General features: G+C 58.1%; 14 protein-coding genes and 3 pseudogenes. 6 read left to right on the plus strand and 11 right to left on the minus strand.

The window, feature by feature from the left end; all coding sequences use genetic code 11:
* Positions 1-63 precede the first annotated feature (63 nt).
* The 3 genes from CK222_RS24005 to CK222_RS24015 all read left to right on the plus strand — a co-directional run bounded on the left by CK222_RS24005 (position 64) and on the right by CK222_RS24015 (position 5,741).
* The gene (locus tag CK222_RS24005; RefSeq protein ID WP_095802108.1) at positions 64-1,497 is read left to right on the plus strand and encodes an aldehyde dehydrogenase family protein; all 1,434 of its coding nucleotides are present in this window, start codon (positions 64-66) and stop codon (positions 1,495-1,497) included.
* The gene (locus tag CK222_RS24010) at positions 1,487-3,037 is read left to right on the plus strand and encodes a fumarate hydratase (RefSeq protein WP_095802109.1); all 1,551 of its coding nucleotides are present in this window, start codon (positions 1,487-1,489) and stop codon (positions 3,035-3,037) included. Before CK222_RS24005 ends, CK222_RS24010 begins: the two co-directional genes overlap by 11 nt.
* Positions 3,038-3,245: 208 nt before the next feature.
* Positions 3,246-5,741: an FAD-dependent oxidoreductase gene (locus CK222_RS24015; protein ID WP_095802110.1), complete on the plus strand. Its 2,496-nt coding sequence runs from the start codon at positions 3,246-3,248 to the stop codon at positions 5,739-5,741.
* Positions 5,742-6,043: 302 nt separating this feature from the next.
* On the opposite strand, the gene CK222_RS24020 is transcribed toward CK222_RS24015, so the two are convergent.
* Entirely contained in the window at positions 6,044-7,450 is a 1,407-nt protein-coding gene (locus CK222_RS24020; protein WP_095802111.1) for an aminotransferase, read from the minus strand.
* Positions 7,451-7,520: 70 nt separating this feature from the next.
* Complete coding sequence (locus CK222_RS24025; protein WP_095802112.1) at positions 7,521-8,684, minus strand: M20 aminoacylase family protein; 1,164 nt, start codon at positions 8,682-8,684, stop codon at positions 7,521-7,523.
* Between the two features lie 648 nt (positions 8,685-9,332).
* Here CK222_RS24025 and CK222_RS24030 point away from each other — a divergent pair.
* Together CK222_RS24030 and CK222_RS32495 are read left to right on the plus strand one after the other, a co-directional pair.
* Complete coding sequence (locus CK222_RS24030) at positions 9,333-11,141, plus strand: CocE/NonD family hydrolase (RefSeq protein WP_095802113.1); 1,809 nt, start codon at positions 9,333-9,335, stop codon at positions 11,139-11,141.
* Between the two features lie 387 nt (positions 11,142-11,528).
* Entirely contained in the window at positions 11,529-11,729 is a 201-nt protein-coding gene (locus CK222_RS32495) for a hypothetical protein (RefSeq protein ID WP_176477723.1), read from the plus strand.
* A 55-nt stretch (positions 11,730-11,784) separates the two neighbouring features.
* Here the strand turns inward: CK222_RS32495 and CK222_RS33030 are convergent.
* Positions 11,785-11,937, minus strand: a pseudogene (locus CK222_RS33030) (M24 family metallopeptidase); the annotation flags it as partial.
* A gap of 208 nt (positions 11,938-12,145) precedes the next feature.
* Between CK222_RS33030 and CK222_RS24045 the strand changes: the two are divergent.
* A pseudogene (locus CK222_RS24045) lies at positions 12,146-12,565 on the plus strand (IS21 family transposase); the annotation flags it as partial.
* A 186-nt stretch (positions 12,566-12,751) separates the two neighbouring features.
* Here the strand turns inward: CK222_RS24045 and CK222_RS24050 are convergent.
* From CK222_RS24050 to CK222_RS24085, 8 genes and pseudogenes are all read right to left on the minus strand, one after another.
* Entirely contained in the window at positions 12,752-14,518 is a 1,767-nt protein-coding gene (locus CK222_RS24050) for a CocE/NonD family hydrolase (protein ID WP_095802114.1), read from the minus strand.
* Positions 14,519-14,572: 54 nt separating this feature from the next.
* Entirely contained in the window at positions 14,573-16,399 is a 1,827-nt protein-coding gene (locus tag CK222_RS24055) for a CocE/NonD family hydrolase (RefSeq protein WP_176477732.1), read from the minus strand.
* Positions 16,400-16,638: 239 nt separating this feature from the next.
* Complete coding sequence (locus CK222_RS24060) at positions 16,639-17,133, minus strand: hypothetical protein (protein ID WP_141247120.1); 495 nt, start codon at positions 17,131-17,133, stop codon at positions 16,639-16,641.
* A 614-nt stretch (positions 17,134-17,747) separates the two neighbouring features.
* A complete protein-coding gene (locus CK222_RS24065) occupies positions 17,748-19,331 on the minus strand; it encodes an ABC transporter substrate-binding protein (protein ID WP_095802117.1) in 1,584 nt (527 codons plus the stop codon).
* Between the two features lie 505 nt (positions 19,332-19,836).
* Positions 19,837-20,824, minus strand: a pseudogene (locus tag CK222_RS24070) (IS481 family transposase).
* A gap of 443 nt (positions 20,825-21,267) precedes the next feature.
* Positions 21,268-22,935, minus strand: a complete 1,668-nt coding sequence (locus CK222_RS24075; protein WP_095802118.1) for an ABC transporter ATP-binding protein — start codon at positions 22,933-22,935, stop codon at positions 21,268-21,270.
* Complete coding sequence (locus tag CK222_RS24080) at positions 22,935-23,759, minus strand: ABC transporter permease (protein WP_095802119.1); 825 nt, start codon at positions 23,757-23,759, stop codon at positions 22,935-22,937. The genes CK222_RS24075 and CK222_RS24080 overlap by 1 nt, the downstream gene beginning before the upstream one ends.
* A 7-nt stretch (positions 23,760-23,766) precedes the next feature.
* Entirely contained in the window at positions 23,767-24,732 is a 966-nt protein-coding gene (locus CK222_RS24085) for an ABC transporter permease (RefSeq protein ID WP_245433221.1), read from the minus strand.
* Positions 24,733-24,735 lie beyond the last annotated feature (3 nt).

Below are 24,735 nucleotides of genomic sequence, written 5' to 3' on the forward strand. Positions count from 1 at the left end.
TGACCGGTCACCGGTCCGGCTGGCGCACCGAACACGGCCTCAAATTCTGGACCGGAGCACCAGATGTCGGACGCCAGGCGGTATGAGCTATTTGTAGATGGTGCGTGGCGGCCCGGCGGGAATGGTGAAATTCCGGTCATAAGCCCGGCAACGGAAAGGGCCTTCAGCTCTGTCGCGTCGGCATCGTCGCGAGACCTCGATGACGCCCTGACCGCTGCCGAGCGTAGCCGGCCGGCCTGGGCCGCCATGCCGGCGCGAGAGCGCGGTGCTATTCTGATCTCGGCTGCGAAGATTCTCGGGGAAAGAATTGACGCGGCGGCCAAAGCGCTTTCGGCCGAACAAGGAAAGACCATAGCCGAGGCAACAGGTGAATACCGCCGCGCTCTGGAAATGCTGGAGTGGAATGGCGCCCACGCCGAGGAGCTTTGTGCCTCTCTGCCCATCGGCGCCGACCGCGTTTTGGTGCCGGAGCCGCTTGGGGTGGTCGCCGCATTTACGCCCTGGAACTATCCGGCCGTCCTTAGCGCACGCAAGCTGGGCGCCGCTTTGGCTGCCGGCTCTTCGGTAATTCTCAAGGGCGCCGAAGAAACACCAAGCGCCAGCGTGTTTGTAATCGCGGCGCTCAGCGAGGCAGGCATTCCAGCCGGCGTCGTGAACCTTGTCTTCGGTCTGCCGGCAGACATCTCGAGGCAGTTGCTCAAATCTCCCATAGTCAGGACGCTCAGCTTCACGGGCTCGACAGCGGTCGGGAAGCAACTCGCCAAGCTGGCTGCCGAAAACCTTCAGCGCTGCGTTCTGGAACTTGGCGGTCACTGCCCGGTGATCGTCTGCGAAGATGCGGATCTGGAAACCGCGGCAAAGGCAGTCGCGGATTACAAGTTCGAGTGCGCAGGTCAGAGTTGCAACGCCCCGAGTAGAATTCTTGTCGCGAGGCCGGTCTATCGCCAGTTCGTATCAAGAATGGCTGATCTGGCGAAAGCAATAAAGATAGGAGCCCCCGATGACCCGGGCACTGAAATGGGTCCAATGGCGAACGGCCGGAGGATTGAAGCGCTTCAGCGCCTGACCCAAGACGCGGTCGAAAGGGGTGCCCGCCTTGAGACTGGTGGCAGGCGACTAGACCGGCCAGGTTTCTACTGGCCACCTACGATCCTGACCGACGTGCCGTCCGGATCTGCTATTTTGCGCGAGGAACCATTCGGTCCAATTCTCACTATCTCTGCATTCGACAGCATCGAAGAAGCGATCGACGAAGCCAATGACACCGAGTATGGGCTAGCCTCCTATGTCTTTACGTCATCCGCCGAGACCAAGCGTCTGTTGGCCAGCGGTCTGTCCGCTGGAGCGGTGAGCGTCAATTTCCTCAAGGGCGTTGCTGCTGACGCTCCTCATTCAGGCGTCAAGCAGAGCGGCTACGGCTATGAAGGGGGCGAGCAAGGCGTACGAAGTTTCCAGAATCTGAAGCTGGTCAACGGGCTGAACTCGCTTGAGGAATAGACGCGCACATACCGTAATTTCCGGGAAGGACATCACGGAAAGCGTCGCTGACGCCCTCCAGTACATCTCATACTACCATCCTCCCGACTATATCCGGTACCTCTCGCAGGCATACCGGCGCGAGAAGAGTGCACCCGCAAGGAATGCCATCGGACAGATTCTGCTGAATTCCCGAATGGCGGCCTTTGGCCGGCGCCCGATCTGCCAGGACACGGGTCTAGTCGTGGTCTTTGCAAAGGTCGGTATGTCGGTACGCATCGCAGCCGATGTTTCCTTCGTTAAGCTGATCAACGAAGGCGTGAGGCGCGCCTACCTTGATCCCGACAATCCATTGCGCCCATCGGTCGTCGCGGACCCGCTGGAGGGGCGCACGAACACTCGCGACAACACGCCGGCGATCGTCCATGTCGAACTGGTGGCGGGAAACACCATTGAATTCACGGTCGCTGCAAAAGGTGGAGGCTCTGAGAACAAGGCACGCTTCACCACGCTCAATCCTGGAGACTCCGTTGCAGATTGGGTTGTCGAGACGGTCGCTGGCCTGGGGAGCGGCTGGTGTCCGCCAGGGATGATCTCGGTCGGTATCGGGGGGAGTTCGGAAAAGGCCATGCTGCTCGCCAAAGAGGCAATGAACGAGCCGATCGACATTGCCGAGCTGGCTGCACGAGGTGCTTCTTCGCTCGAAGAAGCCCTGCGGCTCGAACTTTACGAGAGGATCAACGCCTTGGGCATTGGCGCCCAAGGCTTAGGCGGGTTAACGACCGTGGTCGATGTGAAGGTCGCGACCTATCCGACCCATGCTGCCTCCAAACCAGTTGCTCTTATTCCCCAATGCGCAGCGAACCGGCATATTGGCTTCGCGCTGGACGGATCTGGCGCTGCGCGTTTCGAACCGCCCGATCTGTCGCAATGGCCGGAGGTTGGGCCGGAGGAGTTACGTCCTAAAGGCGTGCGCAGGGTGAACCTGGACGCCCTTACAAAGGATGAGGTTACCCAATGGCGTTGCGGCCAAACCCTTCTCCTTTCCGGCAAACTCCTGACAGGCAGGGACGTGGCGCACAAACGGCTTTGCGAGTTGATCGAGGCAGGCCGACCACTCCCCGTCAACTTTGCCGGGCGCATGATCTACTACGTCGGTCCGGTGCGTGCTGTTGGTGACGAAGTGGTGGGGCCGGCTGGGCCCACGACATCGAGCCGGATGGACGCATTTACCGACAGTGTTTTGGCCGCCACCGGGCTTGCCGCGATGATTGGCAAGGCCGAGCGCGGACCGGCGGCAATCGAGTCCATCATCAAGCATCAGACCCCATACATGGTAGCAGTCGGCGGGGCTGCGTACCTGATTTCGAAATCAATCAAATCAGCGCGCCTGATCGCGTTCGAAGACCTCGGTATGGAGGCGATCCATGAATTTGAAGTGCAAGACATGCCAGTGATCGTGGCCGTGGATGCCTTTGGCTCTTCCATTCATAGCTCCGGCCCCGCCGAGTGGAGAAAGCGGATGGCGGCGGACAGTATCGCCCGCAGCATCGGGGTTTGACGGCGTGGCCCTTGCTTAGGTCCTGCGATTGGACTTCGAGCAATGATCTCCCCAAACAACCGGCAACATTGCCCGCATTCCTCGTTTCCCTGACAGCCTTCGCGCCGCTGTCGTGGCGCTGCGATCGAGTGCTTGCGGGCCGTATCCAAAATGGAATTCTCTCGCCGCAAGCACGCTCAAACTACAGCAAATCAGAAGGGTACCCAAAATGGGCAAGAAGCTACCGTCTCATGCCGAATACGTCATCATAGGAGGAGGTATTATCGGCCTGTCGATAGCCTACCATCTTACCCGTCTCGGCCATCGTGACGTCCTCCTTTTGGAACGTGACCAGCTTACATGCGGCACCACCTGGCATGCTGCAGGCCTTGTGACACAGCTCAGAGCCAACGAAACGATGGCCAGGCTGGCGCAATATTCCGCAGAGCTGTTCAGGGACCTCGAACATCTGACGGGTCAAGCAACAGGATTTCGCCAAACTGGGTCCGTGACAGTCGCGACTACCCGGGAACGGCTCGAAGAGTTGAAGCGGGGCTCATCCATGGGTCGCTCTTTCGGGCTCGACGTGGAGATGATCAGCGCTGCCGAAGCGGAGCGCCGCGTTCCCCTGCTGGATGTCAGCGACGTTCTTGGAGCGGCATGGATCGCTTCCGATGGCATGACCAACGCCATCGATACAGCCCGCGCCTTTGCAATTGGAGCTCGCAAAGGAGGAGCTACCATCCTTGAGCGAACATCGGTCACACGCATTCTCATCGAGAAGGGCCGTTTCGTTGGGGTAGAGACCGGTCAGGGGATCGTGCGCGCTGAACGGGCAGTGATCTGCACCGGAATGTGGACACGGAACCTGGCAGCGGAACTTAACTGGTCTGTACCCCTTCAGGCAGCCGAGCATTTTTATGTTGTGACGGAGCACATTCCCGATCTCCCTCTCGATTTGCCGACAATTCGCGACATGGATGCAAGCGTCTATGCCAAGGCAGACGCTGGGAAGCTGCTCGTGGGTTTCTTCGAGGCGGATGGGAGGCCTTGGGGGATGGACGGCATACCACAGGACTTCAGTTTCGATTCCTTGCCGGAAGATCTCGATCACATGGAGCCGTATCTCACAGCTGCTATCAAACGCATGCCGGTTCTGGCGAATGTCGGTCTGCAACTGAATTTCAACGGCCCAGAGAGCTTCACGCCAGATAATCGCTTTCACCTCGGCCCGGCGCCCGAAATTCAGGGGCTATATGTCGCCTCCGGATTCAACTCATGCGGAATCGAGTCCTCGGGCGGGGCGGGCAAGGTCATGGCAGAGTGGATGTCCGCAGGTTTACCTACTGACGATTGCTGGGAAATGGACGTGCGTCGCTCAATGCCGTTCCAGCGGAACAGGCGATATCTCTATGACCGCACAGTAGAAGCCGTGGGCAATCTCTGGACGCTTCACCTTCCGCACAAGTCACCGAAGACGGCACGGAATATACGTGTCTCCCCATTGCATGATCGCCTTGCGAAGTTGGGCGCCAATTTTGGCGAGAATGCAGGTTGGGAACGCGTCCAGTGGTTTGCGGCACCAGGATCTCCAAACGCGAACCACGCTACCTTTGGCCGGGACGAATGGTTCGAGCGCAGCGGCGCGGAGCATGCGGCTACCCGCTCCGGTGTAACTTTGTTCGACCAGACGTCGTTCGCCCACATCCTGGTACAGGGTCCCGATGCTCTTGCGCTGCTCCAACGCTTGTCCACCAACGACGTCAACGTTGCGGCAGGCCGTGTCGTATATACGCCATGGCTGAACGAGCGTGCAGGCATGGAATCCGACGTAACGATTGCGCGCACAGGTGAGGAGGAGTTTCTGGTCGTGACAGCGGCCATCCAGCGTACCCGTGATCTCGCGTGGCTGCGTCTGCATGCCACGGCTGCCGGCCACGCTTCGGTCGTCGACGTCTCCTCCGGTTATACGACGCTGTCGGTCATGGGCCCGCGTTCACGCGAATTGCTCCAGCGCGTCAGTCCCGCGGATTTCTCAAACGAGGGATTTCCCTTCGCAACAGCACGCGAAATCGAGGTCGGCTACAGCCTTGCACTGGCATGCCGGATGACCTTTGTCGGCGAACTCGGCTGGGAACTTCACATCCCGACTGAACAGACGCTGGGCGTCTATGACGCGTTGGTCAACGCCGGTGCCGACCTCGGCCTGGGCCACGCCGGATATGTTGCGCTCAACACTTTGCGCCTGGAGGCCGGTTACCGTGACTGGGGTTCGGATGTGGGCGACGAGGACACTCCGCTTGAATCAGGACTGGGATTCACGGTTGCCTGGGACAAGCGCGAAGGCTTCGTCGGACGCGCCGCCCTAGAGGCTGAACGTGGTAAGCCGTTGCGTCGTCGGCTGGTCCAGCTCGCTTCTCCTGATGCCAGGTCGCTGATGTTCGGCACCGAACCGGTCTGGCGAAACGGCAGCCTGGTGGGGTATCTGCGCTCTGCAGGATTTGGGCACACGGTTGGATGCGGCGTTGGCATGGGATATCTCAACTCAGAAGCCGGGGTGACGGCCGACTGGCTATCTGGAGGCTCATTCGAGATCGAGATCGCTGGCGAGCGCTATCCTGCCATAGCCTCCTTGCGCCCCTTCTATGACGCCGCACGTAGTCGCGTTAAGGGCGATTTGCGCGACGCCCAGGAGCTGATCGCACCAGAGCTGCGTAAAGTCTGAACTGCCCGATCATCAGCAACGGCGCTTCGGGCTTTCCTAGTTCCTAGTCTAAGACCGCACCGGATGACTCGATCCGAGAGTTGCGGGCAGTCTGAGCACGGCTGCTGGCCCGCGCCGTTGCCTTCACGTCGAGAACCGGATCTTTCGGAACAGCGTCAGAACTGCTTTTTATGCGCAAAAGCGCTTAAGCGCTCTGGCAAGAAGAAGTTGCTGCAAACAGCCGGTGTTCTGCATAAACACACCTGCCGTATGAGATAGGAACAGTCGCGGCCGGGCTGGCCCGGCCGTGGAGCCTTGGGCGGCTAGACTGTCCCTTCGGACTGAAGTGCCCGATACGTCGTGTCGACCGCGCGAGCGGTGGCGTCGACGATAATATCGATTTCATTCTTCTTGATGATGAGCGGTGGCGCATAACCCAACGTGTCAGCGTGAGGCATCGCCCTGGCGATCACGCCATTTTCCAAAAGCGCCGCAGTTGCGCGCACACCCACCTGGAGAGCAGGGTCGAAGGGTACACGCTTGACCGGATCACGCATGAACTCCACCGCAGACAAAATGCCGACTCCGCGAACTTCACCGACGATGGGATGCCCCTCAAGCCTGGTCTTCATCTGCTCAAGCCAATAGGGGCCTACTTCTCGGACGTGTTCGAGAACATTTCGTTCCTTCAGCACCTGAATGTTGGCCAGGGCAGCAGCTGCGCAAAGCGTGTGGCCCGAATAGGTCCAGCCATGACCCAACGGCCCGAACTTTTCAGTACCCTGTTCCAGCACCTTCCAGACCCGCTCACCGACAATGGATCCCGATATAGGCAGATAGGCAGAACTCAATCCCTTAGCGATCGTGACGAGGTCCGGTCGTATGCCATAGAGATGCGAACCGAACTTTTCCCCCGTCCGAGCAAACCCGCAAACCACCTCGTCGGCGATCAGAAGGATGTCGTATTTGTCCAGGACGGCCTGAATGGCGGCCCAGTATCCCTTTGGGGGCGGGACAATCCCGCCCGTGCCGAGTACTGGCTCTCCGATGAAGGCGCCGACGGTTTCAGGCCCTTCCGCAAGGATAAGTGCTTCAAGCTCTTCGGCACAACGCTTGGAAAAGGCTTCCTCGGTTTCGTCCTGCTTCGCCTGACGATACCAGTGCGGGGTGGTTGTGTGACGAACGAGGTCGAGCGGGAGATCGAAGTGGTTGTGGAAAAACGCCAGGCCGGTCAAGCTTCCGGTCAGCAGGCCCGATCCATGATACCCGCGCTGCCGCGAGATGATCTTCTTCTTGGCTGGACGTCCAAGTATGTTGTTGTAGTACCAGACCAGCTTGATGTTTGTCTCGTTGGCATCCGAGCCCGACAGCCCAAAATAGACGCGGCGCATGTTTTCGCCGAAGTATTCGACGACGGCTTCCGCAAGGAGGGCCACGGTTTTGGTCCCCTGGCTTGCGTAGACATGGGCAAATGGAAGCTCGTGCGCTTGTTTTGCGATCGCATCAGCGATTTCGCTGCAGCCGTAGCCCATATTGACGCAATAAAGGCCGCCGAATCCGTCAAGACTTTTCCGTCCTTCCGTGTCCCAAATATATACGCCTTCAGCACCGGCCATTATCCGATTCGGGGTTTCGCCGCGTGTGTGCTTGGCAAGATGGGTTGAGGGATGAAAGACGTAGCTACGGTCCTTCTCCTGGATCTGCTGCGTGCCCAAGTTCGATCTGGTCATGGTTTCTCTCTGCATTCAAGCCGAAGAAGTCTATGGTGCCTTCGGAGGCGGTTGCACTGTTCCGGGAAGATCAAACCGCCAAAGTCGTCTCGACCAAATTGACCCAATACCCGATCCCGAACGGTATGGCTTCATCGTCGAAATCGTATGCCGGATGGTGGAGGCCGGCGGTGGCGCCATTGCCAAGGAATATGAACGCTCCCGGGCGGGCATTGAGCATGTAGGAGAAGTCCTCCGAGACCATGATCGGCTTGGTGCTATCGTCTACTGACTCTTCTCCGACCAAGCCTCGGGCTGCGGCAATTGCGGCTCTGGTCCCAACGGTGTGATTGAAGGTCAAGGGCTCGAGCCGGCGATGTCGAAACTCAACTTCAGCACCATAGGCACGAGCAATGTTTTCCGCACAATTCTTGATCTGTTTCTCTGCAAAATCCCGTAATGCCGGCGACACGCTACGAACCGTCCCACCCATTGTAACGCTGTCTGAGATGATGTGATAACCCTCGCTGGCGTTGATCCTCGTCACGGAGATGACCAGCGCCTCCGTTGCATCGGTGTAGCGTGAGACCAGCGTTTGCAGGCCAAGGATGATTTGGGCGCAAATGACGACCGGATCGATCGCTTTGTGGGGTGTTGCCGCATGCCCTCCCCGGCCTTTTACGATGAGGTCGAACTCATCGAGTGCAGCCATCATGGTGCCGTCGCGCAGCCCGAACTTGCCAACTTCGATACCTGGCATGTTGTGCATGCCGTAAACCTGGGAGATGCCAAAGCGATCCATAAGTCCCTCTCGGACCATCCGGTCAGCACCTTGTCCATCCTCCTCGGCGGGCTGGAAGATCAGCGCTACCGAGCCTTTAAATTTTCTGGTGCCAGCAAGATACTTGGCAGCCCCGAGAAGCATCGCGGTATGGCCGTCGTGCCCGCAAGCGTGCATCCTGCCGTCGACTAGCGACGACCATGGCTTTTGAGATGCCTCGTGTATCGGCAAAGCATCCATGTCCGCCCGCAATCCGATTGTGGGCCCCTCGCCGCCTTCGCCCTCTATCACCGCCACCACGCCAGTTTCAGCAATTCCAGTTTCTATATGATTGATTCCGAAAGACGCCAGCTTTTCAGCAACGAACTCCGCTGTCTTGTGCACCCGGTAGTCAAGTTCGGGATTCTGGTGAAGGTGATGGCGCCACTCGGTGGCTTCAGCCTTCAGACCACGGAATTCTTCGACGCCTCGCATGTTCTGTCTACCCAATACAGAGTGAGTGATTTAGCGCTCCGCTGGCGCGGTGACATGGTGGAGGATTGTCATCGCGCCTGCCGAGGTCAAATGCATTGTCTATATGGCATCATCTGGCTTCGAGATAATGGATTTCGCGCAGGCAGCGAAGCGGCGGGGTGACGGTCTCGGCGGGCCGCTGTTCGCGAGATACTGCCTAACGCACGATCGCCCTGATTGCCAAGCTTGACCAGGACGTGCCGAACCCGCGACCGTACAAGCCGCGATTAAAAGGCACACGGAGCAACAGAGGATCGCCACTCGGCGATCAACGTGGAAGTTCTTCCCGGATCGCGGTGCTGCTGGAGCACGTTCGGCGGGACGCGACAACAGTGCGATGTCACCGTTCCGCTTCACTCTTCCTGCCGTGTAGTTCACTTGCCGAGTAGCCGTTTTTTGCCCAAGGCGGATCAATTGTGCAGCTTTTCTGCGCCTTTGAGTAAACTCCGCAGAAAAAGGTTGTGGCAGCGCTGCTACGCTTTGGGCTATTCGACGAGTGTGCAAGTGCATATTGAGACGCAGGAAAAACTGATGAAAATTTCATGTTGCCATTTGCTAGAAACTATTGGCCTTGAGACGGTCGCTTCGCGTGCGGGCGAGGATCGCTAGATGCCAGCGCTTTGCGACATTGATGTACAGGGCGATTTCAGTGGTCTTTCTCATGGTCTTTACGAGATCGGTCCGGTTGAATCGATCTACGTCCCAATGCGTGATGGCGTGAAGCTTGCGTTGGATATCGTCCGGCCGAAGGGTGACGGCCCACTCGACAAACGTGACACGATATTATTGATGACACGTTATTGGCGTGGCGTGAAAGGATCTCCGGATTCTTACACGGGCGATTCGTATCCGGGCGACGCATACGTCGGCTTAGCCGAAAGGTTTGTGCCACATGGATTTGCGGTTGTTGTTGGCGATGTCCGTGGCACCGGGGCATCGTTCGGCGTATGGCGGCATCACTATTCACGCGCCGAAACACTGGACTTCGGCGAGGTGTTGGACTGGATCGCAGCGCAGCCTTGGTCGACGGGTGGCGTAGTTGGCACCGGCCATTCCTACTCGGGCGCCACCGCGATGTGGCTGCTCGAGCGAAATCATCCCGCGCTGAGGGGCGTCATCGCGAGCGGCGTTGAACTCTGTCCATACGAAGAAAACTACCATCCTGGCGGAATCGCTAATATCGCTCAGGGAGAGGTTTGGGGCAATCAGGTCAAATTGTTGGACAGCAATGTGCTCTCTCGCTCTGACCAAGGGGCCGGAACATTGACGATCGTACCATCCCCAGGAGTGCGTCCCGTTGGGCCGCAAGGGGATGCGGACCTCCAAGAGGCGCTGCGCAATCACGAGGCGGCCCCTTCTGAATGGGAAGGCCAACGGCTGGTGAAATATAAGGACTATCGGCCCCCCACTTGGGCAGGAGAATCCTGGGTGGACTCGAGTACCATGCATGTCATGGATCGAATCTCTCGCTCAGATGCCGCAATACAGAACTGGATTGGTTGGTTTGACGGAGGGTTGGCTCAAGGAGCTGTTCGCCGCTTCATGGGTTTGTCAAATCCACAGAGCCAGATCATCGGCCCATGGGGGCATTCCCTTGCCCGAAAACCCTACGATCCGCTCCTTGCAGCCGACAAGACTATCCTCCCAACAATGCCGACCTTGGAAGCTGAGCAAGTTCGCTTCGCGAAAGCCTGCGTAGTTGGCCAGCTTCCTCACCCACCCGGCAAGATCCTCCATTACTATACCTTGGGCGAGGGATGGAAAAGGACCGGTTCGTGGCCGTTGCCTGGCAGCACGAACCGTCGGTGGTACATTACAAGCGGCTCCCGACTCAGCCTATTGCAACCCAAGACTGGACTAGACTCACTTAAAGTTGATCCGGCTCTGGAAGGTCATACTTCACAATGGTGGAACCGGCCCGATATTGATTTTGGAGACCGGCGGAAATTCGTGGATGGTCGCCTCACTTACATGAGCGAGGCCCTGACAGGTGACCTCGAAGTCACTGGGGAGCCTATCATCCATCTAAACATTACTTCGACCCGCGAAGATGCTGCTATTTTCGTATACCTCGACGGTATAAAGCCGGACGGGGAACCTTATTATCTCACGAGGGGGCAGTTGCGTGCCCTACACCGGAAGGTGTGGGTGGATTCACCTTTCAGCTTACTGGGCCCCCAGCATAGCTTTCTAAGTCGCGATGCCGAGCCGCTTACACCGGGGGAGCCTGCCATTTTAACCTTCACAATGCTTCCGATTTCCGCCCGTCTCCCTGCGGGACACCGTCTTAGGGTAATCATTGCTGGCAGCGACGTACCCACCTTCGCTAGCGTGCCCGCAGACGGTGACCCCCCCCACCTCCATTTTCATCACGGTCGCATTGGTTGCTACATCGACTTGCCAATTATCGAGGCATAAGAGAACGCCAATCTAAGGTGACGTGAGCACGATGTGCTCATTCACCCAATTGCAATCTGCATCCCTCAGTTTGGCAATACGCAGAGAACGACCATAGCCAGATAGGCAGTAGCTGTGATCGCGCCAACGCCAGGGATCGACGTCAGCGATGACATTGCTGGTTTCTTGTCCTTCCGCGAGCAGCTGCTTTCCAAGCCTAGCCGCCTGGAGGCGCAGGCTACCCCACGCTTCGAGTAAGGGCAGGACTATCCTCGAAGGGCGGCGTTGTCACTCAGGGGGAGTGAACATGCATCCCAAACGTGCCGCCCATATTGCACGGAACGATAAGGCCGAACATTTTTCATCAAACCCCGAATCTGGTTTGCCACGTCGGGTCGCATGGGTTTCGTGCAAGCCGTGACCAATGTCCGAGAAGGCCTGCTGTCGAAGGCCTTTACTCGAGCGGAAGAAACCGACCTCCGCCAGGTGCGCGGGCCCATCGGCGCCATTAGTATCCGTTTTGTTGGCGGCCAGGTCGAGCGCCGCCTCGGCATGCCGGGCATCGACGCCGTGGCTGGAAGTCCGGGTAGCCAGAACGTCCTTTCTTGACGTAGCCGTGGCGCTCCAAGACGCTCAGCCAGACGGAATTCAGCTCGTCGACGGCGACGCCCGGTTTCGCCTTTTCAAGGACAGCGTCGCCCCCTTCTACGATGGCATTGGCCAGATACAGCGCCTTTTTAGGTGGCTTTCCCATAGGGATGGTACGCGTCAGCGGTACATGATAGTGGCGTCTCGCTGCACCAATTTCCAAGAGCACCAATCCCGATGCCGGCAATGGCTTATTAGACCATGTGAGGTGCGGGGCGTTTGTTTTTCACCAACGACCAAGGCCGGCACCCGTGGTGCGTATTTCAGGCGATCGTGAGCAGTTTCAGGTGATCGTGAGCACCTTTCGAAGGTGCTGGACGCTTCGGCCGACAACTCAGCCAGTCTACAGGCTTGCTCGTTCACAACGAGGAAGCCTGATGCCAACCCAGAGATTGTCGATGCGCCGGATCAGAGAAGTTTTACGTCTAAGGCATGTCCAGGGCCTGACCGAGCGCGCCACCGCGCACACGCACGGGGTGAGCAATGGCGTCGTGCATGGTTATCTGCGGCGCGCCCGACTTGCCGGGCTGAGCTGGCCGCTGCCTGAAGGGATGGATGTCGAAGGCCTTGAGCTGCTGCTGTTCCCGGCACCGAAGACGGCGTGGCAAAGCCCCCGCCGCCCGGTGCCCGATTGGAGCTATGTAGAGAAGGAGTTGCGTCGCCGCAGTGTAACGCGGGTGCTGCTATGGGAAGAGTATCGCGCCGCCAATCCCGACGGCTTTGGCTACACCTGGTTTTGTACGACCATCGAAGCCTGGAAAGGGCGCGCGCGCCCCTCCAAGCCGCTTCATCTCGGTTGGCGCAGTCGGCTGCAATTAACTTTCAGGGGGAAGAGTTTCAAAGAGGCAGTTTATAGAATCGGATGGTAAAGCCTGCCACAACCCCAAGGGACGGTAGGACTATGAGGACTTATACTTTTCAACATTCAGCGACTCTCTACTTCACACGAGTTCGTTAAAAGCTCCTCGCCGATGGGGCGTAGACTACGGAATTGGCAGTCCGCCAGCCACGAACTCTTCGTCTGTGCGATAGGGTTGACCTCGAAGAGCGGCGTATGCCGGAGCGGGGGCTTGCGCCACCGCCCCGGGAAGGACGGGCAGAACTATTCTGGAACTATATCGCGCCGAGTGATAGACCCTGTTGATAGATGGGGCTCCGGCAGGAATGCTGCCGAGGACGCTATGGGGAATGGGATTTGTCGCACCAACAGTTAGTTCAAGGCTATGACCTTGCCTGACGACGTGAGCGATGGGCGAAATCAACGACATCCGGAGTTCATAGATTTCACCCGGAACAAGTTTCTCAGACCTCCGAAACGAATGCACTACCTCGTCAACGTATGTTCTGTCTTTGTCGATCGCCCGGAGCGAAGCCCGCAACACTCCTGATTGAACGAAGAGCACGCCGTTGGGACCGACGTCTTTCAAGGTAAGTTCGATGTCGGCATCGTCGCCGTTATCGATGCTGAGATACAGCACGACTTCTGGATTTCCTAGCAACACCATATCCGAGGTAACTGGCGCTGTTCGGTAGTTGAGGACGCCACCGGAATAAGGTCGAACCTGGAATTGCTGATTGTCTCCATAGAGCTCTGTCCCCGTTGGGTATAGGTAGGCGCGGGATCCCTCATTGGAGAAGGCGCCCGGCTTCTCGGGAGAGATTTGTGCGTCCGCCGTAAGGTAGAAGGTGCGGCGCTCAACTTTCGGGTCTGGCCACGTGTTGTGATGCGTCACCCAGCCCGCCACCGATTTCTTCGGTTCTCCGTCGGGCTGCTGTACTTCCCAATAGACAGTGATGGGCGGCTCGCTATCTATTCCGTTGGTAACACCTTTCACCCAGCGATCTAGGAACTTCATTCGCTCCTTATCTACAAGGCTATAGCCACGGGGCCCAGGTCCATTGATCCCATGATCACCGTTCATCAGAACAAGCTTCTTGTTCTTCACGTTCTGCATCAAATGCGTAAACATTCGAACGTTAGCCCTGGCGGCGCCACCGTAGGCCTCTTGCCAAGCTCCAATGATCATGCTGGGCACCATTACTCGATCGGCGAGTTTCTTGCTGACCAAAGTCTCACATTCCCACCATTCATCCTTCAGTGGGTGCTTCCTCCACAGGTCAAAAAAAGAACTCTTGATGACCTGCCTGCCGCTCCCACGAATCTTGGCGCACTCGGTATCGCCCTGATCGATGCGCCACTCTGCACCGCGGGGGCCGGTCACAAACTGACTCTGAATCACCCATTCTCCCTCGGCCAGCGGGAGCATTCCGCCAGAGTATCCCATAAACTCATAACCGTCCCCGAAACCGCTCGCAACGATTCCACGCAAATGAGGCGGCCGCTCGGCTGCGACCCAGAACTGCGGCTGCCCTGCCGATGAATTGCCAACCATTCCGATATTGCCATCGCTCCAGGGCTGCCTGGCGATCCATTCAACCAACTCAGCACCGTAAGGTCCGCCTTTAACCATTCGCTGTTCATGCCAAAAGTCGATGAGACCTTCAGAGCATCCGGTTCCGGGGAGGTTGGCACCCACGAACGCGTAGCCGGATTCAAGAAATTCCTTCGCGATTTCGAAAGGGGTCGCATTTGCTATGTATGGATCGTATAGGAAAACTGTCGGATACCGGCCCGATTCCTTCGGACGATATGAGATGTAGGCCATGCGCGTTCCATCGTTCATCGCGACGTAGCCGATGTCGCGGATCACATCCGCCTCATTGAAAACGGGTGCTTCTGCACTTTTCATGCTCAACTCCGTATATTAAGAAAGTTCGCCGGCTTTAAAAATTTGCGGCTTTTTTTAGCTTGCGACTTTGTCCGACCTGCCGTGGATTTCTATCCCTCCAGATACATCGGCTGCGACAGGCATCAATATGTAGGACGGGAACACTGCGCAATGATGCACTGCGTTGTCGGCGACGTTCCATTCCGTTTCGTCCCAGTTGTTGCCCCCCGTGTTCAAGTTGCGGTCAAAGCGGGGAAACGAGGAACTCGAGATTTCGAGTCTCAAGCGATGGCCGGGTGGGAACCAGTTACTGGTAGCGTCCAGATCGATCTCGATTTGATAGACCTCTTTTGGCTTCATCATCACAGCCCTGTCAAAGCCGTCGCGATACCGGACACGGAGTATTCCGTCGACAACGTCAAGCACTCGACCGTCCGGATGCACATCCAGGAGTCTGGCCACAAAGTCGGTGTCTACGGCCGAAGAAGAGATGAACAGGATCGCCTTCACAAATCCGGTTACTTCCATGCCTTCGTTTAGGACCTCGGATGTAAAGCAAAGAACGTCGTGACGGAGTTCGACTTCCTGGTAATCGCGTGGGCCTACCGTCGTCCCCTTTGCATTCCCGCCCTGAACGCCCAAATACGGCACCGGATTTCCGGGGTCGTATACGAACGAGTCGGCCGGCTCGTCGTCGGAAGGCGGCGCTAGGTCGAGCCACCCGTCGCCAAGTCGAGTATTGGCACTTCCACCGCTGCGCAGAAACCATCGCTGTAGTTCGACCCCTGCGGGTGGCCATTCTGACGCGGCTCGCCACTCATTGCGACCCATCACGTAATAGTGGATGGGAGGCATATCCTCGATTCGATCGGACTTGTCCTTGAGCCAGCAATCATACCAATTTAGGTAAATCTGCCAGCAATCGAGCCGCGCATCGCCCAGCTCGCGCACGCCTACCACCGTCGGGGCCGTCAGTGTCGCAGTGCCACAATGCACCGCCGGCGACAAAATGATATGCTGGTGCTCTTGAGCCGCAGCGGTAATCCCGCAAGAGCTGAAGAGTCGCCGTTGATGGAGCGCGTCGCCCGCGCCGACATCGTACCATGAATGCACGAACAACGCTGGGAGGTGGATCTTGGAGTCCTCTCGAAGGAAGCCCAGCCGGTCGAACCAAGGGTCGTCAGGGTTACGTGAGACCCAGTCTTCCCATTCAGTCGGAGGTGAGCCCAAGCCTTTGAGGATGTCGATGATGGGCAATATCGCGAACGCGCGCTCGTATTCCGCGTCGGGTTTCGGTTGGGGCCGGGAGCGGTCTTTGGCATGCGATTGATGAAAGTGGGGGACCCACATCCCAAGCTCCACCGCTCCACCCCAACGCAAGCTGCATAGGCGCTGGTCTCCCAAGCGGTGTCGGTGTCCCGTCATCGAGCCGCCAGCCCCTTCGATGATCGCACATCGATGGGCCGGATGGCACAGCTGAGCAACAAGCACTTGCGTAGTTCCGAGCGCGGAGCAACCGTATGTACCGACTCGTCCCGTCGACCATGGCTGCGACGCAATCCACGACAGTGTATCGTAGCCGTCCCTCGCGTCGTGCTCGAGAAGCCCAAAATTGCCGCCGGAATCAAAGAGACCGCGAAGTTCCTGTACCACCACTGAGTACCCTTGCGCCGCGAACATCATAGCTTCGGGGTTGTTGGGTTTTGGCAGGCGATACGGGGCCTTGCCGTACTTTGTCCGGATCAAAATCGTTGAGAGTTTGTCGCCGTATCCGACCGGCTGATAGAGGTCCGTCGCAAGTTCTACGCCGTCGCGCATTGGAACACGCAGCCCCGTTTGCAGAACCACATCAAAACGCGGCGCAGGCAGCGACTTCGCACCACTCTTATCGCAGTCACACATACCCGGCTCCTCCATTCTCCTAACGGTCAAGGGTGCCTCGCGCTAACTTGCAGCTTGAACATCGGGCCAAAGAAGGACGCTTATTCACCGCTTCGCTTCGGTCATTCTGAACTGAGTGCCCTGCATTGTTCAAAAGGTGGAAATCCGCATTCCGGATCATCTTCGCCAAGCATCATGCCGCGCTCCCGCGGCACGGATCATTCTTTGACCAGATGATCAACGTCTCAGCCCGGACCTGATCAAGATACGGGAAGATGTGTTTCTGTTGCAGCTGTGTAAAGGCGCGGATCCGTCTCCTCTTCAGGGGCATTCTCAAACATCTCGTATTGTCCGCGCGCCGGTGGCTGCCCGATAAGCCTCTCGCCTCGCATCTTCCAGATCTTCCCATAGGCTCGGCAGTTCTTCCGCCAATCGGCAATGTATTCATCTTCGGTGGGCATTGGCAGGGAGTAATGGACTCTGTCGGCAAGCTTGCATCCAAGCTTCATCGCGCTCGTCTCGCCTGGGGACAGGGCGCTGGCAGTCAGCAATACGAGCCTGGAAAAAGATCGGGACGAACGATAGTAATCCGCGCGGCGACGAATGAGCCTTCTGAAATGGGGCAGTTTACTCTGCTTCAATTCGAGCGCCTCAATAAAGGCAATCACGTGAGCCATACGATCGATCCGGTTTATATATTTGCGATCGACAGGGTAGTCCGTTCCCCCGAAATGGAGCTGATCAACAGCGATCACTCTAAAACGATCGAATAGCCGTTCAGCTGCCGAATAAAGGAGCTTTTTGCCCCCCGTAGGGACCGGCACCATGTAGCAACACAATGGGGTCGCCCGCCCCTTTCTCGTAGTAGGACATCGTAACACCACCAACCGATATGCGTTTTTGTGCGAGCATTTTTTCTCCCAAATTTGGTGTCATCAACCACAGGTCTGTCGACAAGTGGAACGGCTAGCGGGGGACCGTTAGCAGCACTTGGGGATTGACGGAGGCCTGCCTTCAGAGAAACTGGTTGCGCGGGGCCTGCTCCCGCTTCGTGTTGTGGCAGGCGTCTGACGGTGATCTCGTGCTCAATGAATGGTCCTTCAATAAACTGCGCATGATCTGGAGTTTGCTGAAGGACCAGCCCTAGACTATCCGACAATCGCTTTCGCCAGGCTGATGCTCGAAGGAGGACAGCCCGACAGATCACTACCTCGGGGGACGGACCGCTACATGTTCGGTCCACGCTGAAGTGGTTTCCGGCAGCACGATCATCCGTACAATATCGCCACGGAGACCGCGAAGATGCGGAGAATGCCCAGCGCGACACTGGGCAATCAGCATCAGAACGGGCGAGCCCACAAAGCTACGTTCAGCCTTCAAGCCAACATTTTGCCAACGCGGTGCTGTTCATTAGATGGTCGATCTCACCGACATAGCCTCCGACCTTGTCGGAGATTGCGTCAATGAACTGGTTGAACATCGGCACGATCACGCCGCCTTCGTCGCGAACGATAATGGCCATCTCGCGATAGAGATTCTTGCGCTTTGCCTGGTCAAGTTCGCCGCGCGCCTCCAGGAGCAGCTTATCGAACCTTTCGTTAAAGAAATGCGTGTCGTTCCAAGGCGCCGTCGACAGAAGGGCGGTCGCGTAAATCTGACCCTGCGTCGCTCGCCCACTCCAGTAGGCAGCGGAGAAGGGCTGCTTTAGCCAGACGTCTGACCAGTAGCCGTCCCCCGGCTCGCGCTTCACCTCGATCGCGATGCCAGCCTTGGCAGCGCTCTGCTGGTAGAGCTGAGCGGCGTCGACAGCGCCTGGGAAGGCGACCTCCGACGTCCGGAACAGGATCGGTCCACTGTGGCCCGACTTCTTATAATGGAAGGCTGCCTTTTCAGGATCAAAGGTGCGCTGCTCGATGTCGTCGGGGACGAGCGGGTAGGTTGCATTAACTGGAAAGTCGTTGCCGACGCTACCATAGCCGCGGAGGATCTTGTCAACCATCTCCTCGCGATCAACCGCGAGCTTCAGCGCCATCCTCAGATCCGGGTTATCGAAGGGCGCCGTATCGCAGAACATGTTGAAGCAATAGTAGCCGGGGCCCGATAGGGCCTCGATTTTCAGGTTAGGCATGCGCTTGACATGATCCACGACCTTGGGCTCAACCCCGGAAATCATGTGCACCTGGCCGCTCTGCAGCGCGGAAAGGCGGGCTGTGGAATCATTAAGAACTAGCATCTCGATCTGGTCGGCAAAGCCCATCTTGTCGGACTGCCAGAAATTAGCGAAGCGCTCCCCGCCGTGGCGGACGCCGGGCTCATTGACGCTCACCTTATAGGGACCTGCGCTGATGCCTTCGGTTGGATTGTCCTTGCCGCCATTGGGCTGGATGATCAGATGATAGTCCGTCATCAGGAAGGGCAGTTCGGCGTTCGGCTCCTTGAGAGTGATGACGACGTCGCGGCCATCGGCCTTTACGCTTTCAATGCCAGCCAAGATGCCCAGCGCGCCAGACTTCGTTTCCTTGTTGGAATGGCGTTCCAGCGTCGCCACCACGTCCTCTGCCGTCACAGTCTTGCCGTTGTGGAATTCCACGTCTCGACGTATCTTGAAGGTCCACACTTTGACGTCTTTGGATGAGCCTATTTCCTCCGCAAGGCGGTTCTCCAGTCCCCCGCCGGCCGTCAGCGCCACGAGAAACTCACCCCAGCATTTGCCGAAGCTGGCTGGGACCGATGAGAAGAGCGCCGGGTCGATGCTGTCCGTTGCCGCCCCGCCTGATTGGCCCGCTTTCAGGACGCCGCCCCTTTTTGGCGTCTGCGCCTTCGTGGCGGTGGCAAGGAGCGAGTTGGCGAAGGTGGCGCTTGCACCTAGGGCCGCTGCACGGCCAAGAAATTCACGTCGGCTCAACCTACCTGCCGCGAAGCGGTAGCTGAGATATTTGAGTTCGTCGGACATTATATCCTCCTGCGCTTGCTGCGTTTGTTCCCCTGGTGCCGCGAACGACGCGACCACCGTCTGAAAAGTACCATCTACAATGGTTCATCCTGCGCGAACTTGCCCTTACTGACGCAGGAACTCCGCGTTTTTTCCCAGCCTACGCATAATAGCAATTGGGGTAGGCACGCGGGGGCGCTGCGATGTCACGATGTCAATGGGGATCCTTGAGGCTGCGCTCTGCTGTTTGGGCCTCTTGGCCCGCGCGCCGGCAACATTCGGGGCATGCGCCTCGGCTTGACTGGAGTGAGAGACCCTTGAGTGCCTGCGGCAAAGGAAGTTGCAACGTCCGGCTTCCGCCGCGTCAGGACGATGATCCAGCATCCCCGAGAAGGCCCGTCGCCCGTCGCTTGTGAGCTAATATTCCGGCGGACCGCTGGTTTGCCCGTAGGTGAGCGCGAATAGTCTCGAGCATCAGCCCTGCGCTTGCAAGGCTGCAAGTGATCGCCTCCACTTGGGGCGCCACTTAGATGTTTGGTCCCGGCATTTGCTGGAGCGGATTGAATTTGAAGCGTTCCGGTTGTGAGGCCCACGCCTTGCAGATGAACTCGTAGGGTGTGAGACCTTTGAGGGTCTTGAGCCGGCGAGCGAAGTTGTAGGCGGCAACGAAGTCGGCGAGATGGGTGCGGAGTTGGTCGTGGCTCTCGTAGTAGAAGCGCTTGACGGTGGCGTCCTTGATAGTCCGGTTCATTCTCTCGACCTGGCCGTTGGTCCACGGATGCCTGGCCTTCGTCGTACGGTGCTCGATGTCGTTCCTGGCGCAGGCGTATTCGAAGGCGTGAGCGCGGAAGATCTCGCCATTGGCGATTGCCTCCTTGATCAGCGGCACCGCCGAGCCACCGGCACCGGGGGTGGTGAACTGAATGCCGTTGTCGGTAAGAACGGTGTGGATCTTGTAGGGCACGGCCGCGATCAGGCGCAGCAGAAACTCTCTGGAAATGGCTGTCGGAGCCTTCTCATGCAGTTCGACGAAGGCGAACTTCGAGGTGCGGTCGATGGCGACGAACATGTGCAGCTTGCCCTGTTCGGTTCGGACCTCCGCTGATGTGGAAGTAGCCGATCGGGTAGCTCTTAAATTTCCTCTTCGCCGGTTTGTCACCCTCGACATCCGACAGACGGCCGATGCCATGGCGTTGCAGACAGCGGTGCAATGAGGACCGCGTCAGATGCGGTATGGTCGCTTGAAGCGCATAGAGGCAGTCATCGAGCGGCAGCAGCGTGTAGCGGCGGAAAGCGACAATGACCGCCTCCTCCTCAATCGAGAGCACCGTCGATCTCGGTTCCCTCGGACCAGTCGGCAGATCGGCGACCGAAGCTCGCCTCTTCCACTTCGCTACCGTCTTCTGGTTGATCCCGTAGCGCTTGGCGAGCCGCCTCAGGCTCTCTTGACTATGCTGTATCGCTCGACGGACCGCCTCTGTCGTTGTGGCGCTCCCATGCAGAACTTGGCCCATAGCGCATCCTTTGATTCGGAAGATAAGGATGTCCCATCAAAGCCTGGGATCAAACATCTAGTACCGGGGTCGGCGACGTGGCTTGCGCCTTCGCCACAGCAGCGCCGCCACGATTACGCGCCGTCGCCGCCTCTCACTGTCACTGTCGGCCGGTGATCGGCGTATCATAAGATTCGGCCGCTAACATTTGGTCCACAGCCGGAATTCAGGATATGGAGAGCGGAGAGGAGATCGCCACATAATTGCAAGTGGCTGGCCGCATGAAGCCGTCAGGTTCGATCAGGCGGCTAACGGACGAGGGTTTCGACACCGGCTTCGGCATTATCCAGCCCCACGCGCGCTTAACACAATCCAATCCAAATGGTCTTCACTCATGGCGGCCATGGGGTCCCGCTTGGAGTGACTGTCAATTTTTCCGGCGTTGGGACCAGCGGCGCATTAACTCAGTTCCCCGCGCTCTCCATGCGGCGTCCCTTGATAGCGCTTTCCAGCCAGCCAACCTCCATCTCGGGAACCGAGGAGAGCAGTAGGTCGGTATAGGCGTCAAACGGTGGACGGAGCACTTGGGTCTTCGGGCCGTACCGGACGACTTCGCCGCGATACATGACCGCGATGGAATCGGCGATCGCCTTAACGGTCGCAAGATCGTGGGTGATGAAAAGATACGCCACATCTTCGAACTTCTGCAGGCGAAGCAAGAGCTTGAGAATGCCGTCTGCGACGAGCGGATCGAGCGCGCTGGTTACCTCGTCGCAGATGATAAGCTTGGGTTTGGCAGCGAGCGCGCGGGCGATGCAGACCCTCTGCTTTTGCCCGCCCGAAAGCTCCGCCGGATACCGGTCGATGAAACCCTTGCTCATCTCAATCTCATCGAGTAGCTCGCCGACGCGGGCGTTGCGCTCCTTTCCTCGCATGCCAAAATACAATTCAAGCGGCCGGCCAATGATAGTGCCCACCGTGTGGCGCGGATTCATCGCGACGTCGGCCATCTGATAAATCATTTGCAGTTCTCGAAGATCATCCCTTGATCGGTCTGCGAGCCTGGGCGCTAGCGTACGGTTAGCGAAGGTGATGCTGCCGGCGATCGGGGGCAGCAGCCCCGTGATGACGCGGGCCAGCGTGGATTTTCCGGAGCCTGACTCGCCTACGACCGCGAGCGTTTGGCCTGGATGGACATCAACCGAAACCTCCTGCAAAACCTTCACGGCACCACCACCATAAGCGGCAGTGACATTCCTCACGGACAAGAGAGGCTGCTGCGTAGGTTCCATTTCTTCATGAGCAATCGAACGCACCGACACCAGCGCCTTGGTGTAGTCCATGCGCGGCGCCTCGATGATCTGCCGTGTTTCGCCGTGCTCTACCATTTTGCCATCTCGCAGCACCATGATCTCGTCCGAGACCTGGGCCACCACCGCGAGATCGTGAGTGATGTAGAGTGCCGCGACGCCAGTGTCGCGGATCGCATCCTTGATGGCTGCCAGGACGTCGATTTGCGTCGTCACGTCGAGGGCCGTGGTCGGCTCGTCGAATACGATCAAGTCGGGCTCGGAGCAAAGTGCCATTGCAGCCATCACGCGCTGCAGTTGGCCGCCAGAGACCTGATGTGGATAGCGGGATCCAATTTTTTGAGCATCAGGCAAGCGGAGTTTCTTGAACAATGCGATAGCGCGCTTTTCCGCCTCGGCCCTGGTCCCGGGGCCGTGCCGAAGCGCTGCTTCCACCACCTGGTCCATGAGCCGATGCGCTGGGTTGAAAGCGGCAGCAGCCGACTGCGCAACATAGCAGACCTCGCTGCCGCGCACTTTTCGCAAACCCTGGACGCCTCCTTGCAAGATGTCGCGGCCGTTGAGCAGGACCTCGCCGCCTGTGATGCGGACACCACCGCGTCCGTAACCCATTGCCGACAGGCCGATTGTCGACTTGCCGGCGCCCGATTCGCCGATCAGTCCAAGCACCTTGCCTCGCTTCAAAGCCAGCGACACGCCGTCGACGATAGTGACGTCGCGCGGCTTCTCGTTCGGAGAGTAGACAGTCGCCTCGACTTTAAGGTTGCGGATTTCCAGCAGAACGCCGCTTTCGGGCCGCGGTTTCGCGTGGTCATTAGCCATTAGTCGCGACCTCCCTTGAAGCTGGTAGTGCGAGTGAGCACCCAGTCGACGACCAGATTAACGGAGATTCCCAATCCTGCGATAGCGGCGGCCGGGATGAGTGCGGCAGGAATGCCGAAGACGATGCCGTCCTTGTTCTCCATCACCATGCCGCCCCAATCTGCATCCGGTGGTTGCACGCCAAGGCCCAGGTAGGACAATGCCGAGAGGAACAGCACCGAAAAGATGAAGCGCAGGCCCAGTTCCGCCACTAGGGGAGAAATTGCGTTGGGCAGGATCTCGCGAAAAATAATCCAGCTGAGACCCTCTCCCCGTAGCTTGGCCGCTTCGACGAAGTCCATTGCGTTGATGTCGGCAGCCACGGCACGTGAGAGGCGATAGACACGCGTCGAGCTTAAAATCCCCATCACGAGAATGAGGGTCACATTGTTCGTGGGCAGCACTGCCAGGACAACGAGACCGAAGATCAACGTCGGTATGGCCATTAATAGATCGACAATGCCTGACATGAGCATATCGACCAAACCGCCGACGACGGCCGCCGTAAAGCCGAGGATGGCGCCGAGAGAGAAGGACAAGGCGGTGGCCATGCCGGCAATAAAGATCGTGATGCGAGCACCGTATATCATGCGCGAGAGCAGGTCTCGCCCGAGATTGTCAGTGCCCAGCCAGTGCGCCGACGACATTGGCTCCCATACGTCGCCTACGATCTCGCCATTGCCGTATGGGGCGATCCATGACGCAAAAAGCGCACTGATCATTAAGAGCCCGGTCAGGAGTAGACCGATCCACGCTGCGAGCGGGATTCGCTTAATTTTGAACATTGTCCACCTACTTGGGATGCCGCAGGCGCGGGTTGGCTAGGATTGCAGCGACATCCGCGACGATGTTGAGCCCGATGTACACACCAGCAAAGATGAGACCGACGGCTTGGACCACTGGCACGTCGCGCTTGACGACGTGGTCGACAAGATATTGCCCCATCCCGGGATAGACGAAGATCACCTCGATCACGACTACGCCGACCACGAGGTAGGCCATGTTAAGCATCACGACATTGACAATTGGCGCGATGGCATTCGGGAAAGCGTGCTTACAGATAATATCCAAGGCTGAAAGCCCCTTGAGCTCGGCCGTCTCTATGTAGGCCGACTGCATCACGTTCAAGATAGCTGCACGTGTCATTCGCATCATGTGCGCCAGCACGACGATCACCAAAGCGATGACCGGCAGCACAATCGCTTTCATCTTTTCCAGGAAGGGCATTCCGTCATAGACGGTCGAGATCGATGGGAACCATTGGAGCTTCACGGCAAGGAATAGAATAAGAAGATAACCGATGAAGAATTCAGGCAGTGACGTCGACGCCAAGGCAAATCCCGAAATAGCTTTATCGACTGGACCGTTGCGGAAACGCACAGCTATCAGCCCCAGGATAATTGAGAGGGGAATTGACACGGCGGCGGCCCAGAAGGCAAGAAACAGAGTGTTCCACAGCCGGGGCAGCAGCGTCACAGTGATCTCCTGTCGCGTGGTGAGCGCCTTACCGAGATCGCCGGTCAAAACCCCACCAACCCATTGGAAGTAGCGCACATAGGCAGGATCATTGAGCCCCAGTTCCTGACGCAAATTGGCGACCGCCTCGGGCGTGGCCGACTGACCAAGGATAGACTGTGCCACGTCGCCTGGAAGAATCTGGGTCCCCGCGAAGATCAGCACGGAGACGGCGAAAAGGAGGAGAATGCCCAGCGCGATGCGCTGGGCAACCAGCCTTAGAACGGGTGAGTTGACAATCACTTA

The sequence above is a fragment of the Mesorhizobium sp. WSM3866 genome, assembly GCF_002294795.1.
Classification (GTDB): domain Bacteria; phylum Pseudomonadota; class Alphaproteobacteria; order Rhizobiales; family Rhizobiaceae; genus Mesorhizobium.

Coding starts and splice junctions, on each gene's coding strand:
- CK222_RS24050 (WP_095802114.1), bottom strand. CDS start 14,518: ATGAAAAGTGCAGAAGCACCCGTTTTCAATGAGGCGGATGTGATCCGC.
- CK222_RS24055 (WP_176477732.1), bottom strand. CDS start 16,399: ATGTGTGACTGCGATAAGAGTGGTGCGAAGTCGCTGCCTGCGCCGCGT.
- CK222_RS24080 (WP_095802119.1), bottom strand. CDS start 23,759: ATGTTCAAAATTAAGCGAATCCCGCTCGCAGCGTGGATCGGTCTACTC.
- CK222_RS24075 (WP_095802118.1), bottom strand. CDS start 22,935: ATGGCTAATGACCACGCGAAACCGCGGCCCGAAAGCGGCGTTCTGCTG.
- CK222_RS24015 (WP_095802110.1), top strand. CDS start 3,246: ATGGGCAAGAAGCTACCGTCTCATGCCGAATACGTCATCATAGGAGGA.
- CK222_RS24030 (WP_095802113.1), top strand. CDS start 9,333: ATGCCAGCGCTTTGCGACATTGATGTACAGGGCGATTTCAGTGGTCTT.
- CK222_RS24020 (WP_095802111.1), bottom strand. CDS start 7,450: ATGACCAGATCGAACTTGGGCACGCAGCAGATCCAGGAGAAGGACCGT.
- CK222_RS24025 (WP_095802112.1), bottom strand. CDS start 8,684: ATGCGAGGCGTCGAAGAATTCCGTGGTCTGAAGGCTGAAGCCACCGAG.
- CK222_RS24005 (WP_095802108.1), top strand. CDS start 64: ATGTCGGACGCCAGGCGGTATGAGCTATTTGTAGATGGTGCGTGGCGG.
- CK222_RS24065 (WP_095802117.1), bottom strand. CDS start 19,331: ATGTCCGACGAACTCAAATATCTCAGCTACCGCTTCGCGGCAGGTAGG.